At 44.5% G+C, this 14,671-nt stretch carries 25 protein-coding genes; 21 read left to right on the forward strand and 4 right to left on the reverse strand.

The annotated features are described in order from the left end of the window. Positions 1 to 45 precede the first annotated feature (45 nt). From BLQ60_RS04550 to BLQ60_RS04565, 4 genes are all read right to left on the reverse strand, one after another. Positions 46 to 882, reverse strand: a complete 837-nt coding sequence (locus BLQ60_RS04550) for an oxidoreductase (protein ID WP_092616686.1) — start codon at positions 880 to 882, stop codon at positions 46 to 48. Positions 883 to 1,086: 204 nt separating this feature from the next. After that, a complete protein-coding gene (locus BLQ60_RS04555; RefSeq protein WP_092616689.1) occupies positions 1,087 to 2,670 on the reverse strand; it encodes a helicase HerA-like domain-containing protein in 1,584 nt (527 codons plus the stop codon). Positions 2,671 to 2,807: 137 nt separating this feature from the next. Continuing rightward, positions 2,808 to 3,488: an MOSC domain-containing protein gene (locus BLQ60_RS04560; protein ID WP_092616692.1), complete on the reverse strand. Its 681-nt coding sequence runs from the start codon at positions 3,486 to 3,488 to the stop codon at positions 2,808 to 2,810. 9 nt (positions 3,489 to 3,497) lie between these two features. Further along, positions 3,498 to 4,751: a PLP-dependent transferase gene (locus BLQ60_RS04565; protein WP_092616695.1), complete on the reverse strand. Its 1,254-nt coding sequence runs from the start codon at positions 4,749 to 4,751 to the stop codon at positions 3,498 to 3,500. A 113-nt stretch (positions 4,752 to 4,864) separates the two neighbouring features. Between BLQ60_RS04565 and BLQ60_RS04570 the strand changes: the two genes are divergently transcribed. The 21 genes from BLQ60_RS04570 to rpmD all read left to right on the forward strand — a co-directional run bounded on the left by BLQ60_RS04570 (position 4,865) and on the right by rpmD (position 14,669). Further along, entirely contained in the window at positions 4,865 to 5,638 is a 774-nt protein-coding gene (locus BLQ60_RS04570; protein WP_092616698.1) for a type 1 glutamine amidotransferase, read from the forward strand. 328 nt (positions 5,639 to 5,966) lie between these two features. After that, positions 5,967 to 6,278, forward strand: a complete 312-nt coding sequence (gene rpsJ / locus BLQ60_RS04575; protein ID WP_004725677.1) for a 30S ribosomal protein S10 — start codon at positions 5,967 to 5,969, stop codon at positions 6,276 to 6,278. Between the two features lie 67 nt (positions 6,279 to 6,345). After that, the gene (gene rplC, locus BLQ60_RS04580; RefSeq protein WP_092616701.1) at positions 6,346 to 6,984 is read left to right on the forward strand and encodes a 50S ribosomal protein L3; all 639 of its coding nucleotides are present in this window, start codon (positions 6,346 to 6,348) and stop codon (positions 6,982 to 6,984) included. Positions 6,985 to 6,995: 11 nt separating this feature from the next. Continuing rightward, positions 6,996 to 7,598, forward strand: a complete 603-nt coding sequence (gene rplD / locus BLQ60_RS04585) for a 50S ribosomal protein L4 (protein ID WP_092616704.1) — start codon at positions 6,996 to 6,998, stop codon at positions 7,596 to 7,598. Continuing rightward, a complete protein-coding gene (rplW, locus tag BLQ60_RS04590; protein ID WP_092616707.1) occupies positions 7,595 to 7,924 on the forward strand; it encodes a 50S ribosomal protein L23 in 330 nt (109 codons plus the stop codon). The genes rplD and rplW overlap by 4 nt, the downstream gene beginning before the upstream one ends. An 11-nt stretch (positions 7,925 to 7,935) precedes the next feature. Next, positions 7,936 to 8,760, forward strand: a complete 825-nt coding sequence (rplB, locus tag BLQ60_RS04595; RefSeq protein WP_092616710.1) for a 50S ribosomal protein L2 — start codon at positions 7,936 to 7,938, stop codon at positions 8,758 to 8,760. 12 nt (positions 8,761 to 8,772) lie between these two features. Then, on the forward strand, positions 8,773 to 9,048 hold the full coding sequence (rpsS, locus tag BLQ60_RS04600) for a 30S ribosomal protein S19 (protein WP_004985338.1): 276 nt from the start codon (positions 8,773 to 8,775) through the stop codon (positions 9,046 to 9,048). An 11-nt stretch (positions 9,049 to 9,059) separates the two neighbouring features. Next, positions 9,060 to 9,389 (forward strand): 50S ribosomal protein L22, encoded by a 330-nt coding sequence (gene rplV / locus BLQ60_RS04605; protein ID WP_092616713.1) that lies wholly within the window; start codon positions 9,060 to 9,062, stop codon positions 9,387 to 9,389. Position 9,390: 1 nt separating this feature from the next. Then, entirely contained in the window at positions 9,391 to 10,143 is a 753-nt protein-coding gene (gene rpsC, locus BLQ60_RS04610) for a 30S ribosomal protein S3 (protein ID WP_092616716.1), read from the forward strand. Between the two features lie 3 nt (positions 10,144 to 10,146). Continuing rightward, positions 10,147 to 10,560 carry a 50S ribosomal protein L16 gene (rplP, locus tag BLQ60_RS04615; RefSeq protein WP_092616719.1) on the forward strand — a complete coding sequence of 138 codons (414 nt, stop codon included), beginning with the start codon at positions 10,147 to 10,149 and terminating at the stop codon, positions 10,558 to 10,560. Beyond that, positions 10,560 to 10,757: a 50S ribosomal protein L29 gene (rpmC, locus tag BLQ60_RS04620; RefSeq protein WP_092616722.1), complete on the forward strand. Its 198-nt coding sequence runs from the start codon at positions 10,560 to 10,562 to the stop codon at positions 10,755 to 10,757. The genes rplP and rpmC overlap by 1 nt, the downstream gene beginning before the upstream one ends. After that, the gene (rpsQ, locus tag BLQ60_RS04625) at positions 10,754 to 11,011 is read left to right on the forward strand and encodes a 30S ribosomal protein S17 (protein WP_092616725.1); all 258 of its coding nucleotides are present in this window, start codon (positions 10,754 to 10,756) and stop codon (positions 11,009 to 11,011) included. The genes rpmC and rpsQ overlap by 4 nt, the downstream gene beginning before the upstream one ends. An 89-nt stretch (positions 11,012 to 11,100) precedes the next feature. Then, positions 11,101 to 11,469 (forward strand): 50S ribosomal protein L14, encoded by a 369-nt coding sequence (gene rplN / locus BLQ60_RS04630; RefSeq protein WP_004725701.1) that lies wholly within the window; start codon positions 11,101 to 11,103, stop codon positions 11,467 to 11,469. A gap of 9 nt (positions 11,470 to 11,478) precedes the next feature. Then, positions 11,479 to 11,799: a 50S ribosomal protein L24 gene (rplX, locus tag BLQ60_RS04635; protein ID WP_092616728.1), complete on the forward strand. Its 321-nt coding sequence runs from the start codon at positions 11,479 to 11,481 to the stop codon at positions 11,797 to 11,799. Positions 11,800 to 11,814: 15 nt separating this feature from the next. Next, positions 11,815 to 12,351, forward strand: coding sequence for a 50S ribosomal protein L5 (rplE, locus tag BLQ60_RS04640; RefSeq protein ID WP_092616731.1), 537 nt, complete (start codon positions 11,815 to 11,817; stop codon positions 12,349 to 12,351). 9 nt (positions 12,352 to 12,360) lie between these two features. Beyond that, the gene (gene rpsN / locus BLQ60_RS04645; RefSeq protein WP_092616734.1) at positions 12,361 to 12,666 is read left to right on the forward strand and encodes a 30S ribosomal protein S14; all 306 of its coding nucleotides are present in this window, start codon (positions 12,361 to 12,363) and stop codon (positions 12,664 to 12,666) included. A gap of 13 nt (positions 12,667 to 12,679) precedes the next feature. Continuing rightward, positions 12,680 to 13,075, forward strand: coding sequence for a 30S ribosomal protein S8 (gene rpsH / locus BLQ60_RS04650; RefSeq protein WP_092616737.1), 396 nt, complete (start codon positions 12,680 to 12,682; stop codon positions 13,073 to 13,075). 13 nt (positions 13,076 to 13,088) lie between these two features. Next, on the forward strand, positions 13,089 to 13,622 hold the full coding sequence (rplF, locus tag BLQ60_RS04655; RefSeq protein WP_092616740.1) for a 50S ribosomal protein L6: 534 nt from the start codon (positions 13,089 to 13,091) through the stop codon (positions 13,620 to 13,622). Between the two features lie 14 nt (positions 13,623 to 13,636). After that, entirely contained in the window at positions 13,637 to 13,987 is a 351-nt protein-coding gene (gene rplR / locus BLQ60_RS04660) for a 50S ribosomal protein L18 (RefSeq protein WP_092616743.1), read from the forward strand. 2 nt (positions 13,988 to 13,989) lie between these two features. Next, the gene (rpsE, locus tag BLQ60_RS04665; protein ID WP_092616746.1) at positions 13,990 to 14,487 is read left to right on the forward strand and encodes a 30S ribosomal protein S5; all 498 of its coding nucleotides are present in this window, start codon (positions 13,990 to 13,992) and stop codon (positions 14,485 to 14,487) included. Between the two features lie 5 nt (positions 14,488 to 14,492). Beyond that, entirely contained in the window at positions 14,493 to 14,669 is a 177-nt protein-coding gene (gene rpmD, locus BLQ60_RS04670; protein WP_004825182.1) for a 50S ribosomal protein L30, read from the forward strand. Positions 14,670 to 14,671 lie beyond the last annotated feature (2 nt).

A 14,671-nucleotide genomic window follows, 5' to 3' on the forward strand; every position in this document is an offset into this window, starting at 1 on the left:
CTCGAAGATGTATTGCAATAGTAGTTTATGTAGATATGAAGTTGATTATTTGACGACAGACATCACCATCATATCGAAAATGCGATCACCGAACCATTTACGCACAAAGATCATCATTTTGGCATATTTACCACCGACATAGCGGGTCTTTGGCTGACGATCATTGACGGCTTTGAGCAACATGTCGACCACCACTTGCACCTCGGAGAGCTCGCCTTTGCGCACAGATTCATTGGTGGCATTGGCAACGGATTGCGCCATATTTGCATACGCAGTTTGACCTGAACGCTCTAGCATTGGTTGTACCATGACGCCTGCAAATTCGGTATTGATCGCACCAGGCTCGATCACCACAACATCAATATTAAAGGCTTTGAGTTCAAGACGAAGACAGTCTGACCAACCTTCTACTGCATGTTTACTGGCATGATACCAACTGCCAAGCGGCGTGTAGATTTTGCCACCCATCGACGAAATATTGATGATGCGTCCTTTATTTTTACTTCGCATCGTGGGCAAAATTTGCTGTGTTAGTTCTGCCATGCCAAATAGATTCACTTCAAATTGATAACGTGCATCGTCAATCGAGGTGTCCTCCATCGCACCGTATAGACCAAAGCCAGCGCAATTAATCAGAATATCGACGCCTTGCGTTTCTCGGTTGATCTGCTTTACCACTTGATGAATATCTTCAGACTTGCTGATGTCCATTTTCAAGGTGCGTGCACCGAGATTTTTGAGCTCATTCATTGCCTCTAGGCGACGTGCAACCGCATAGACGATGGCGCCTTGTTGTAATAAGGCTTGGGTGAATGCTTTACCCATACCTGATGAGCCACCTGTGATTAATACAACCTGATCTTTGCTTTGTAACTTGCTCATTTGCCTTTCCTCAATGAAATATCAACTGGATTCGATACGGTCATTGTAGAAATAGCGCCAAATTTTCTGACATCCGATCATGCCAACTGATATGCAGATGACGACAACTTTTCATCATTTAAAATCAGAAGAAATACATCGAGCCATAAAAAACGCCGTCAATGTACATCGACGGCGTTCAGAATATTTCAGTTAAACAGTGCGTTAACGCTTCCCAAAAATCGACCCGAGAATACCACGCATGATCTTTTGTCCAGTGCGTCCACCTAAGCTACGTGCAGCACTCTTTGCAAACGTACCGACGGTATCTTGAATCAACTTTTCACGTTGTCTTGCGGCACGCTCAGCTTCTTTTTGCTGTTCTTTCGCTAAACGCTCTTGTTCACGGGCTTGCTGTTTCTCCAGCGCAGCTTGTTCTTTGGCTTGTTGCTTTGCCAATGCTTCTTCTGCTTTAGCCTCTTCGGCAGCCTTTTCCTCAGCGATCTTTTGTTGTTCGAGTTGCGCCACTTTTTGATTTAAAAGTTCATAAGCACTTTCACGATCGACCATTTGTTCATAGACACCTGCAACGATGCTACTCGTCATAAAGGCTTTGCGCTCTTCGGCGGTGATTGGGCTAAACGCTGAGTACGGAGGCATCACCCAACCACGCTCGACGATTTGTGGTGTACCTTGCGCATCAAGACAGCTGATCAAGGCTTCCCCGACGCCAAGCTGTGTGATGGCATCTGCCACTTCAAATTCAGGATTGGCACGGAATGTATCGGCGGCAGTTTTCACTGCTTTTTGATCTTTCGGCGTGAATGCACGCAGTGCATGCTGTACACGATTACCGAGTTGACCCAACACACTTTCAGGAATATCTAGTGGACTTTGCGTCACGAAATAAATCCCAACGCCTTTGGAGCGAATCAAGCGCACCACTTGTTCGATTTTTTCTTGTAGTGCAGGGCTGGCATTGTCAAACAGTAAATGTGCTTCATCGAAGAAGAACACCAATTTCGGCTTGTCCATATCGCCAACTTCGGGCAATTGCTCGAACAATTCTGACAACATCCACAGCAAGAATGTCGCATAGAGCTTTGGTGTATTCATTAGCTTATCGGCAGCGAGCAAGTTGATATAACCTAAGCCATGGCTATCTGTTTGGATAAAATCCATGATATTCAAACTTGGTTCGCCAAAGAAGTCTTCACCACCTTGATCGCCAAGTGCTAACAAATTCCGTTGAATTGCACCAAGACTGGCAGGGGATAGGTTGCCGTATTCTGCTTTGAGCTCAGACGCATTTTCACTGACATAGGTCAGCATGGATTTTAAATCTTTAAAATCTATCAGCAACATGCCTTGATCATCGGCAACACGGAACACCGCAGAGAGTACGCCTTCTTGGGTGTCATTCAGGTTGAGCATTTGCGACAGTAAAATCGGACCAATTTCAGAAATGGTGGTGCGAATAGGGTGTCCTTGTTCGCCAAATAAATCCCAAAACGTGGTCGGATAGCCTGCAAAAGGCACACTGTCTATACCAAGTAGCTTTAGACGTTCTTCGAATTTTGCACTGGTTGTCCCTGCTTTGGTGATGCTCGATACATCCCCTTTGGCATCGGCAAGAAACACAGGGACGCCGATCCGAGAGAAATTTTCAGCCAAGACTTTTAAGGTTACAGTTTTCCCTGTACCCGTTGCGCCTGCGATCAAGCCGTGACGGTTGGCGAATTTGGAAAGAAGGTCAATATTTTGCGTGGTGTCTGTTGTTTTTTTTGCGATGGTTAAGGCTTGGCTCATTGATGCTGCTCATAAAAAGGCGAATTGAGCAAAACATAACATATTCAAAAAGTTTGAAAAAGGCATTTCAATGTAGCCATTTTGATAAAGCCAAGCCGTGAATTGGTTCTCGCTTAAATAAGTGTAATAGTTCTGTCTTAACGTGCTCGCTTCTGCAGTGAGGATTTAAAACTTTGCACCAAATACTCGTTATTCAGCCAATATTGCAGTTGCGGATCGTTGCTGTCTTTGATGTGGTTAAAGGTGTGCCACAACGAGCTTAATGTCGCCTCAGGTGCGGGGCGTTCGATTAATGTACATTCATCATCGAGTTTGAAATGTCCATTTTGCACAATACGGTAATACCAACCGATACAGCCTTCATCCAAAAGAAATTTGGCGATGCCACGATTATTCAGCTGCGCATCAATTTTCCAACATGGTTTGCGTGGACGAGTGACTTGCATTTTTACTGTGCCGACTTGATAAATATCGCCGACACAGACATTGGATTCATTCATACTGGTTTGGTCAGCTTCACCGATAATCAGATTTTCACCAAGCATGCCCTCGTAAATCGTCACATTAGGGAACTTGGCTTTGATCAGAGGGTAAACTGAAGCAGGCATCTGATGAATCGCTTGAAATTGCCCACCATGAAAGAATGGATCGGCTTGTTCATCTCCGACAATACCTAGCGTATTCACCTCAGCTTCGGTAATGGTGAACTTATTGATGGCACTGGCTTGCTCACGGGCGAAAGGCATCGCTTCACCGATTTGAATACGAGTGACTTTGCCACAATTTAGTGGTAAATCAGTATATTTGAAGTCGCTCATAGTTTGCTCCTATGACGAGAACGCATCAAGTGCTTGTGCAATATCTTTGATCAAATCATCTGCATGCTCAAGCCCGATACAGAATCGTACCAGCCAACCGTCTTGAAGGTGTGGCGTTGGCAATTTGCGAATCGCTTTGAGATCATAATACATCACTAAGCTGGTCGGTCCGCCCCAACTAAATCCGAGGTGGAATAACCGTAATGTATTGCAAAATTGCTGAATCTGTTCAACTTGGTATTCCGCTCTAAATATCACGCTGACAATCCCTGCACCCAGCCCATCCTGACAAATGGCTTTCCAATATTGATGTCCTGCATGACTTGCAATACTTGGGTGTAGCACTTGGGAGAATTCAGCACGAGATTGTAAAAATGGAATTAGTTTCAGCGTATTTTGATGATGTTGTTGATAGCGCAACGCCATGTGGCTGACACTTCGGCTGATTTGGGCGCAATCATCACCTGATACAGCAATGCCTTGTAAGGCGTGCATACGAAGCAATTCAAGATGCAATTTTTTATCGATGGTACAAATACTTCCCATCAGAATATCACCGCCACCGCTTGGATATTTGGTTAAGGCGTGCACGCTCATATCGACCGCAAGTTTTTCATTGTCTCTGCTTTTATTTGCATCATAAATGTCAAAAGGCGAGAAAGCTAAACCTGCGCCCCATGTATTATCCAGTGCCGTCATTACACCCTGTGCTTTGGCCTTTTTGATCAGTGTGGCTAAGTCAGGAAATTCTAAAGTAATTGAACCTGCAACCTCGATCCATAGCAATTTCGACTGTGATGAAAATTGAATGCTATCCAGATCGGTTGGGCTATAGATTTTTAACACTACGCCATATTTCTGCTGTAAGGAAACGAGATGATCGTGGTTTGGACTATAAATATTGTCAGGAATCCACACTTCATCGCCAGTATTTAAAAGTGCGCTATTGACCAGATTGATCGCAGACAATCCACTTGGTGCAAGCAAGCAGTATTTTGCACCTTCAATGTGCGCAATTTGATCGGCAAGATTGTAGGTCGTCGGCGTGCCGTGCGTACCATAACTATAGTCATAATCGTCTGACCAGTGACGATTATTCAGTGCGTTGGTATCTTTGAAAATAATGGTCGAAGCACGATAGATCGGTGTTTGCACCGTGTGAATATATTGTGGTGCTTGGCGAATCGGTTGGCTCAGTGCAGTTTGCAAGTGGACTGTTGAAGGTAATGCGTTCGATTCAGTGAATTTTGTATGCTTAGACATTGTTAATAAATGATAATGAAATGTGAATAAATATCATTTTTTCATATTTTGTCGAGGGCTTGGCTTTAATTTTGCAATTCATTTGTAAATCGTCAAAACAATGGAATAACGACATGACAGCGCAACTGCGAGTGCATTATTTTCAGCATATAGCTGGTGAGGGGTTTGGGAGCTGTGAAAGCTATTTAAAAAGTAAGAACGCTAAGATCAGTGCCACAGAATTTTTTGCCCTACCGAAAGAATACAAGCTAGATATTGAAGCCTTGCCAAATATCGACGATGTTGATTTGCTGATCATCATGGGCGGGAAGATGAGTGTTAATGATGAGGCGACCTATCCGTGGTTAGTCATCGAGAAACGCTGGTTACGCCGCTATATTGCCAGTGGTAAGCCAGTAATTGGCTTGTGTCTCGGCGGGCAGTTGATTGCCAGTGCCTTAGGCGCAAAAGTTAGTGCAAATCCCCAGCGTGAAATCGGCTGGACGGCGATACAGGCAGTCAATCCGTATCCGATCGATTGTTTTGTGATGCCTGAGCAATGTGAAATTATGCAATGGCATGGCGAAACCTTTGCCTTGCCACAAGGTGCGATACGTTTGGCGGAAAATGCTGTATGTAGCAACCAAGCCTTTCAGATTGGCAAGAATGTTATTGGCTTTCAGTTTCATCCTGAAATTACCGCAAGTGCATTAAAAGTCTTTTTGGAAGATGATGACGAAGTGGGGTTGTTTACTCAGCAGATACCTCATGCAAAAGAAGAGCTTAAAAAAGCCATACTGCCTAATGCGGCTCGCTATTTCAAAGCAGGTAATCAACTACTCAACCAAGCCATTGATTATGTACTGTCACAGCGCTTTGGCGGGGCGACACTAGATGCGAGCGCATAATCTGTAGCAAATAAAACGAAAAGAAAATCCGAAATGGCAAGAATGTGATCGGGAGAGGTAGACTAAAAAATATTCGTTCGCTTGCCTTGCTTTAGTGGAGGTGTGTCGTTATAATAGGCGACCTTCAAATTTTGAAGATGAATTGAGATGGTTAAGTCGTTGAATTTAATTCGATGGCTTGAATGATATGCTCAATTAATCGTGACAGTCGTGGCATCGATCACGACCTTAGTGATTTTCACTGCCCTTGACACTTGCCTGATGTTTTTTACAAAGGTGAGCTGCGTCATGGGTGATTCTTTATATTTTAAGCTTGGAGTTTACTGGTATGTCTAACCAGAGAATCCGTATCCGTCTTAAGTCTTTTGATCATCGTCTGATTGATCAATCTTCTCAAGAGATCGTGGAGACTGCTAAGCGTACGGGCGCACAAGTTTGTGGTCCGATTCCGATGCCTACTCGCATCGAACGCTTTAACGTTTTGACTTCACCTCACGTGAACAAAGATGCGCGTGATCAGTACGAAATTCGCACCTACAAACGTTTGATCGATATTGTTCAACCTACAGATAAAACTGTTGATGCATTGATGAAATTGGATCTTGCGGCTGGTGTTGACGTTCAGATCGCATTGGGATAAGGCTTTCGGATGATTAAGTCGATTTATAAAAAGATTTAATCAGCTGTATTTTAAGAGGTTTACACACATGGCTATTGGTCTAGTCGGTCGCAAGTGCGGTATGACCCGCATTTTCACTGAAGCCGGCGTCTCTGTGCCAGTCACAGTGATCGAAGTCGATCCAAACCGTATTACACAAATCAAAACACTTGAAACTGATGGTTATCAGGCAATTCAAGTGACTACTGGTGAGCGTCGCGAATCTCGCGTAACGAGCGCACAGAAAGGTCACTTTGCAAAAGCTGGCGTAGCTGCTGGTCGTCTTGTGAAAGAATTTCGTGTAACTGAAGCGGAACTTGAAGGTCGTGAAGTTGGTGGAACGATCGGTGTTGATTTGTTTGAAGTCGGTCAAGTTGTTGACGTAACAGGTCAGTCGAAAGGTAAAGGTTTTCAAGGTGGTGTGAAGCGTTGGAATTTCCGTACGCAAGATGCTACACATGGTAACTCTGTATCTCACCGTGTTTTGGGTTCTACAGGTCAAAACCAAACACCTGGTCGCGTGTTCAAAGGCAAAAAAATGGCTGGTCACTTAGGTGATGAACGCGTAACTGTGCAAGGTCTTGAAGTGGTATCTATCGACGCAGAACGTTCAGTTCTTGTTGTTAAAGGTGCTATTCCTGGTTCAACTGGCGGTGACGTTATCGTACGTCCTACCATCAAGGCTTGAGGGGAAATAAAGTGAATTTAAAAACTGTTTCCGGCTCTGCGGTTGAATTGTCTGAAGTTGCTTTCGGTCGTGAGTTTAACGAAGCGCTTGTACACCAAGTAGTAACAGCTTACTTAGCTGGTGGTCGTCAAGGTTCTCGTGCACAGAAATCACGTGCAGACGTATCTGGCGGTGGTAAAAAGCCATTCCGTCAGAAAGGTACTGGTCGTGCTCGTGCTGGTTCTATTCGTAGCCCAATCTGGGTAGGTGGTGGTAAAACTTTTGCTGCTCGTCCACAAGATTGGTCTCAAAAAGTGAACCGTAAAATGTATCGTGGTGCGATGCAATGTATTTTGGCTGAACTTGTTCGCCAAGATCGTTTGGTGTTGGTTGAAGATATTCAAGTATCTGCACCAAAAACCAAAGAGCTTATTTCTAAGTTGAATGACTTGAATGCAAGCCGTGCATTAATCGTAACTGATGCTGTTGATGAGAATCTTTACCTAGCTGCTCGCAACATTCCACACGTTGATGTGGTTGACGCAACTGCAATCGATCCAGTAAGTTTGATCGCATTTGATAAAGTTGTTATGTCTGTTGCTGCTGCGAAGAAAATTGAGGTAGAACTCGGATGAACAACGAACGTATCTATCAAGTCCTCCGTGGACCTGTATTCTCAGAAAAAGCACAAGTTTTAGGCGATACTGCTGGTGTTCAAGTGTTCAAAGTTGATATTAATGCAACTAAACTTGAAATCAAAAAAGCGGTTGAACAACTCTTTGGTGTGCAAGTTGTGAAAGTAAATACAACCATCACTAAAGGCAAAACTAAACGCTTTGGTCGTACATTAGGACGTCGTTCTGATGTGAAAAAAGCATACGTCACCCTGAAAGCTGGCCAAGATGTAGAAATGGCTGACTTGGGCGATACCGCTGCTGATACAAGCAGTGCAGCGGAATAAGGACGAGAATTATGCCAATTCAAAAATGTAAGCCAACGTCTCCAGGGCGTCGCTTTGTGGAAAAAGTGGTGCATAACCATCTTCACAAAGGAAAGCCGTTTGCAGCGTTGACTGAAGCTAAAAAACGTACTGGTGGTCGTAATAACAACGGTCATATCACGACTCGTCACGTTGGTGGTGGTCATAAGCAACAGTACCGTATTGTAGACTTCAAACGTAATAAAGATAGCATTCCGGCGGTTGTTGAGCGTATTGAATACGATCCTAACCGTACTGCACACATCGCATTGTTAAAATATGCTGATGGTGAGCGTCGCTATATCATTGCGCCGAAAGGTTTGCGTGCTGGTGATAAGGTTCAATCTGGTAACGATGCACCAATTCGTCCAGGGAACTGTTTGCCACTTCGCAATATGCCTATCGGCTCTACGATTCACAACATCGAGCTTAAAATCGGCAAAGGTGCGCAGTTGATGCGTTCTGCTGGTACTTCAGCACAGTTGTTGGGTCGTGATGGCATTTATGCAATTATTCGTCTGCGTTCAGGCGAGATGCGTAAAGTGCATGTTGAATGTCGTGCCGTTCTTGGTGAAGTTTCTAACCAAGAAAACAACCTTCGTTCATTGGGTAAAGCTGGTGCAGCGCGCTGGCGTGGTGTTCGTCCGACCGTTCGTGGTATGGCGATGAACCCGATTGATCACCCGCATGGTGGTGGTGAAGGGCGTAACAAAGGTATTCAACCTGTAAGCCCATGGGGTCAAAAAGCGAAAGGGTACAAGACTCGTACCAATAAGCGTACGACTAAGATGATTATTCGCGATCGTCGCGTCAAGTAAGGAATCTAACTAATGCCTCGTTCATTAAAAAAAGGTCCATTCGTCGACGCACACTTGTTTGCTAAGGTTGAAGCGGCAGTTGCTGCCAACAACCGCAAGCCGATCAAGACATGGTCACGTCGTTCGATGATCCTCCCAGATTTTGTTGGTCTAACAATCTCTGTTCATAATGGTCGTAACCACGTTCCAGTAATTATTACTGAGCATATGGTTGGACATAAACTTGGTGAATTCGCGCCAACCCGTACCTATCGTGGTCACGGTGTTGACAAGAAATCTAAACGTTAATAGGTGTCATGATGGAAGTAACTGCAAAATTACGCGGTGCCGCTATCTCGGCACAAAAAGCACGTTTGGTTGCTGATCTTATCCGTGGTAAGTCAGTTGCGCGCGCACTCGATATTTTGAGCTTCAGCAACAAAAAAGCTGCTGTGTTGGTCAAAAAAGCACTCGAATCTGCGATCGCCAATGCTGAACACAACAACAGCTTAGATGTTGATGATCTGAAAGTAACAACGATCTTCGTTGACGAAGGTATGAGCCTAAAACGCATCATGCCACGTGCAAAAGGTCGTGCGGATCGTATCACTAAGCGTACCTGTCACATCACTGTTAAGGTAGGAGTTTGATATGGGTCAGAAGGTTCATCCAATCGGTATCCGCCTAGGTGTTGTGAAGCGTCATAACGCCAACTGGTATGCGAGCCCAAAACAATACGCTGAATACTTGCTAAAAGATCTTCAAGTTCGTGAGTTTTTGAACAAAAAACTTAAAGGCGCGATGATCAGCAATATTCTTATCGAACGCCCTACAGGCGCAGCTAAAGTAACCATTAGCACTGCACGTCCTGGTATCGTGATCGGTAAAAAAGGCGAAGACATTGAAAAATTACAACGCGAATTAACATCTATTATGGGTGTTCCTGCGCAAGTAAGCATTAATGAAATTGATCGCCCTGACTTAGACGCACGTTTAGTTGCTGAAGCAATTGCTTCACAACTCGAAAAACGCGTAATGTTCCGTCGTGCTATGAAGCGTGCGGTTCAAAACACTATGCGTGCTGGTGCGAAAGGTATCAAGGTTGAAGTTTCTGGTCGTTTAGGTGGTGCAGAGATTGCACGTACTGAGTGGTATCGTGAAGGTCGTGTACCTCTACATACGCTTCGTGCGGACATCGACTACGCTACTTTCCGTGCAGAAACAACTTACGGTACGATCGGTGTTAAAGTTTGGATTTTCCGTGGTGAAATCTTGGGCGGCATGAAACAAGTCATGAACCCAGCACCAAGCGAGGAACGTCCAGCTAAACGTGGTCGTGGTCGTGGTGAAGGTCAAGAGCGTCGTGGTCGTCGTTCAGACCGTGCTGCAGACAAGGGAGAATAATCCATGTTGCAACCTAAACGTACCAAATTCCGTAAAGTGCACAAAGGCCGTAACACTGGTCTAGCGCATCGTGGTAGTACAGTATCATTCGGTACGATCGCATTGAAAGCGACTGAACGTGGTCAAATGACTGCGCGTCAGATCGAAGCAGCGCGTCGTACGATTAGCCGTCGTGTAAAACGTGGTGGTAAGATTTACATCCGTGTATTCCCTGACAAACCAATTACTGAAAAACCATTAGAAGTTCGTATGGGTAAAGGTAAAGGTTCTGTTGAATACTGGGTTTGCCAAATCAAGCCAGGTAAGATCCTGTACGAAATGGAAGGTGTGAACGATGAGTTGGCACGCGAAGCATTCACGCTTGCAGCTGCTAAGCTCCCGTTTAAAACCACTATCGTAACTCGGACGGTAATGTAATGAATACTAAAGATCTACGTGAAAAATCGGTAGAAGAATTGAAAGCCTTGCTTGATGAGCAACAGCTTAACCAATTCCGTCTTCGCATGGCGAAAGCGACTGGTCAATTGGGCAAAACGCACGAAGTGCAAATTGCTCGTAAGGCGATCGCACGCATCAAGACACTCCTTACCGAAAAACAGGGGAACGGACAATGAGTGAGAATACAGTTCGCACTTTAACGGGTAAAGTCGTTAGTGACAAAATGGATAAGTCGATTGTTGTACTTATCGAACGTCGCGTTCAACACCCGTTGTATGGCAAATCAATCCGCCGTTCAACTAAGTTACATGCTCATGATGAGAACAATACCGCTAAGTTAGGCGATCTTGTAACCATCAAAGAAAGCCGCCCAATTTCTAAAACTAAGTCTTGGACTTTAGTTGAAGTAGTTGAAGCAGCTGCTGAGTAATTCAACGTTCTTGTTGCATCATTGGCAAATTTCGAGTAGGATTAGCGCCTTTCGAATGAGCCAGTGATGCTCGGTTTTGGAGTAGGGCAATGATTCAAACCGAAAGTATGCTCGACGTAGCAGATAACAGTGGTGCACGCCGCGTACAATGTATTAAAGTACTCGGTGGTTCGCATCGTCGTTACGCTTCTGTTGGCGATATTATTAAAGTAACTGTAAAAGAAGCAATTCCACGTGGCCGTGTTAAAAAAGGCGACGTCATGAATGCTGTTGTTGTTCGTACCAAATTTGGTATTCGTCGTCCAGACGGTTCTGTGATCCGTTTTGATGACAATGCTGCGGTGATTTTGAACAATAACAAAGCACCGATTGCAACTCGTATTTTCGGACCAGTGACTCGTGAACTTCGTACTGAACAGTTCATGAAAATCATTTCATTGGCTCCAGAAGTTCTATAAGAGGCAATCATGGCTAAAATTAAAAAAGGCGATCAAGTGATCGTGATCGCTGGTAAAGAAAAAGGCAAACAGGGTACTGTGCTGTCTATTTCAGAAGATCGTGTTAAGGTTGAAGGCCTTAACTTGGTGAAGAAGCATCAAAAGCCAAACCGTGTAACTGGCGCTGAAGGCGGCATCGTTACTCAAGAGGCTTCGCTTCATATCTCTAATGTGGCAATCTTAAATGCTACAACCCAAAAGGCTGACCGTATTGGTTACCAAGTTGATGCAGAAGGCACGAAAACTCGTGTTTACAAGTCAAATGGTGAAGCAGTGGCGGCAGCGAAGTAATAGGTTGATAGGGCAATGGCCAGACTTAAAACTCGTTATAACGACGAACTTAAAGCCAAACTTAAAGAAGAGTTAGGCATTAAGAATGTGATGGAGATTCCTCGCATCACAAAAATCACTCTAAACATGGGTGTTGGTGCAGCTGCAACTGATAAGAAATTATTAGATGGCGCTGTGGCAGACATGACGTTAATTGCTGGTCAAAAGCCAGTGGTAACGCTTGCACGTAAATCAATCGCTGGTTTTAAAATTCGTGATGGTTGGCCAATCGGGTGTAAAGTTACATTACGTGGCGACCAAATGTATGAATTCTTAGATCGCTTGATCTCTATTGCAATCCCACGTATCCGTGACTTCCGTGGTTTCTCAGCGAAATCATTTGATGGTCGTGGTAACTATTCAATGGGTTTGAAAGAGCAAATCGTTTTCCCTGAAATCGATTTCGATAAGATTGATCGTATTCGTGGTATGGATATTACCGTTACTACGACTGCTCGCACCGATGACGAAGGCCGTGCGCTTATGCGTGCATTCGGCTTCCCGTTCAAATAAGAGGTCGATATGGCTAAGAAAGGTATGATTAATCGCGAATTAAAACGTGAGAAAACAGTCGCTAAATACGCTGCAAAACGTGCTGAATTAAAAGCAATTATTGCAAACGTCAATGCGTCTGAAGAAGAGCGTTTTGAAGCGATGATGAAATTTCAAGCATTACCACGTAATGCATCTCCAGTGCGTCTGCGTAACCGTTGTGGTTTGACTGGTCGTCCACATGGTTATTTCCGCAAGTTCGGTCTAAGCCGTAACAAATTGCGTGATACCGTGATGCAGGGTGATGTCCCAGGCGTGGTTAAGGCAAGCTGGTAAGGAGCGACTATAAATGAGTATGCAAGATACCGTTGCCGACATGCTAACACGTGTTCGTAACGCACAAATGGCAAATAAAGCAACTGTTGCTATGCCAAGCTCTAAATTGAAGGTTTCAATTGCAAACGTTCTAGAGCAAGAAGGTTATATCTCTGGCGTTGAAGTATCTTCCGAGGGTGCTAAGACGACTTTGACCATTACCTTGAAATATTTTGAAGGCAAACCAGTTATCGAAAGCATTAAGCGTGTAAGCCGTCCAGGTCTACGCCAATATCGCAATAAAGATAGCTTACCAAGCGTGAAGCAAGGTTTAGGTGTTGCAATTGTTTCTACAAGCAAAGGTGTCATGACTGACCGTGCGGCTCGTGCTGCAGGTGTTGGTGGTGAAGTCCTTGCTTTTGTATCTTAATAGGTGATTCCTCATGTCTCGTGTGGCTAAAGCCCCAGTAACTGTACCAAATGGTGTAACAGTTACTCAGAACGGCCGGCAGGTCGAAGTGAAAGGCAGCAAAGGTACGTTGTCTTTCAACCTGCATGCGCTGGTCGAGCTAAAACAGGAAGAAGGTAAACTTCAAATTGCTCCTAAGCAAGAGTCGAAAGACGCTTGGATGCAAGCTGGTACTGCTCGCGCTGTATTAAATAACCTCGTGAAGGGTGTAAGTGACGGTTTTGAACGTAAACTGCAACTAATCGGTGTTGGTTATAAAGCTGCGGTGAAAGGTAATGTTGTTAACCTGAACCTTGGTTTTTCTCATCCAATCGATTACAACTTGCCTGAAGGTGTGACTGCTGAAACACCTACAGCGACTGAAGTGGTACTGAAGTCTGCTGATAAGCAATTATTAGGTCAAGTTGCTTCTGAAATCCGTGGCTATCGTCCACCAGAGCCTTATAAAGGTAAAGGTGTTCGTTATTCTGACGAAGTTGTACTTCGTAAAGAAGCTAAGAAGAAATAAGGCGCGAGGTTCTTATGAACGAAAAGAAACAATCCCGCTTGCGTCGTGCAAAAAGCACACGCTTGCACATTCGTGCATTGGGTGCGACTCGTTTGTGTGTAAACCGCACACCGCGTCACATCTATGCGCAAGTGATTTCTGCAGATGGTGGCAAAGTATTAGCGCAGGCTTCTACTTTGGATGCATCTTTGCGTAGTGGTACTACGGGTAACGTTGATGCGGCAACTAAAGTTGGTGCATTGATCGCTGAACGTGCTAAAGCTGCTGGCGTAACAAAAGTTGCATTTGACCGTTCTGGTTTTAAATTTCATGGTCGTATCAAAGCCTTGGCTGATGCTGCTCGTGAAAACGGCTTGGAGTTCTAATCATGGCTAAAGTTGAACAAAACGACGGTCTTGTTGAAAAGCTGGTTGCCGTTGATCGTGTAGCCAAAGTGGTTAAAGGTGGTCGTATCTTCTCTTTCACAGCATTGACTGTGGTTGGTGATGGTAATGGTCGTGTAGGTTTTGGTCGTGGTAAAGCACGTGAAGTTCCAGCTGCTATTCAAAAAGCACTAGAAGCTGCACGTCGCAACATGATTACTGTTGATCTGAAAGGAACAACTTTACAACACCCTGTGAATGCACGTCATGGTGCAAGCCGTGTGTACATGCAACCTGCATCTGAAGGTACTGGCGTAATTGCTGGTGGCGCAATGCGTGCTGTTCTTGAAGCAGCTGGTGTACATAACGTACTTGCGAAATGTTATGGCTCTACAAATGCTGCTAACGTAGTCAACGCAACTTTCAACGGTTTGCGTGATATGACTTCTCCTGAGAAAGTCGCTGCGAAACGTGGTAAATCAGTAGAAGAAATTCAAGGGTAATAATCATGAAAACGATTAAAGTTACCCAGACTAAATCATCTTCGCATCGTTTGAAAAATCACAAACTTTGCCTACAAGGTTTAGGTCTGCGTCGCATTGGTCATACTGTAGAAGTAGTTGATACTCCTTCTAACCGTGGCATGATCAATAAAGTTTACTATATGGTCAGTGTAGAGGAATAAGC

It is taken from the genome of Acinetobacter marinus (genome assembly GCF_900096915.1).
Classification (GTDB): domain Bacteria; phylum Pseudomonadota; class Gammaproteobacteria; order Pseudomonadales; family Moraxellaceae; genus Acinetobacter; species Acinetobacter marinus.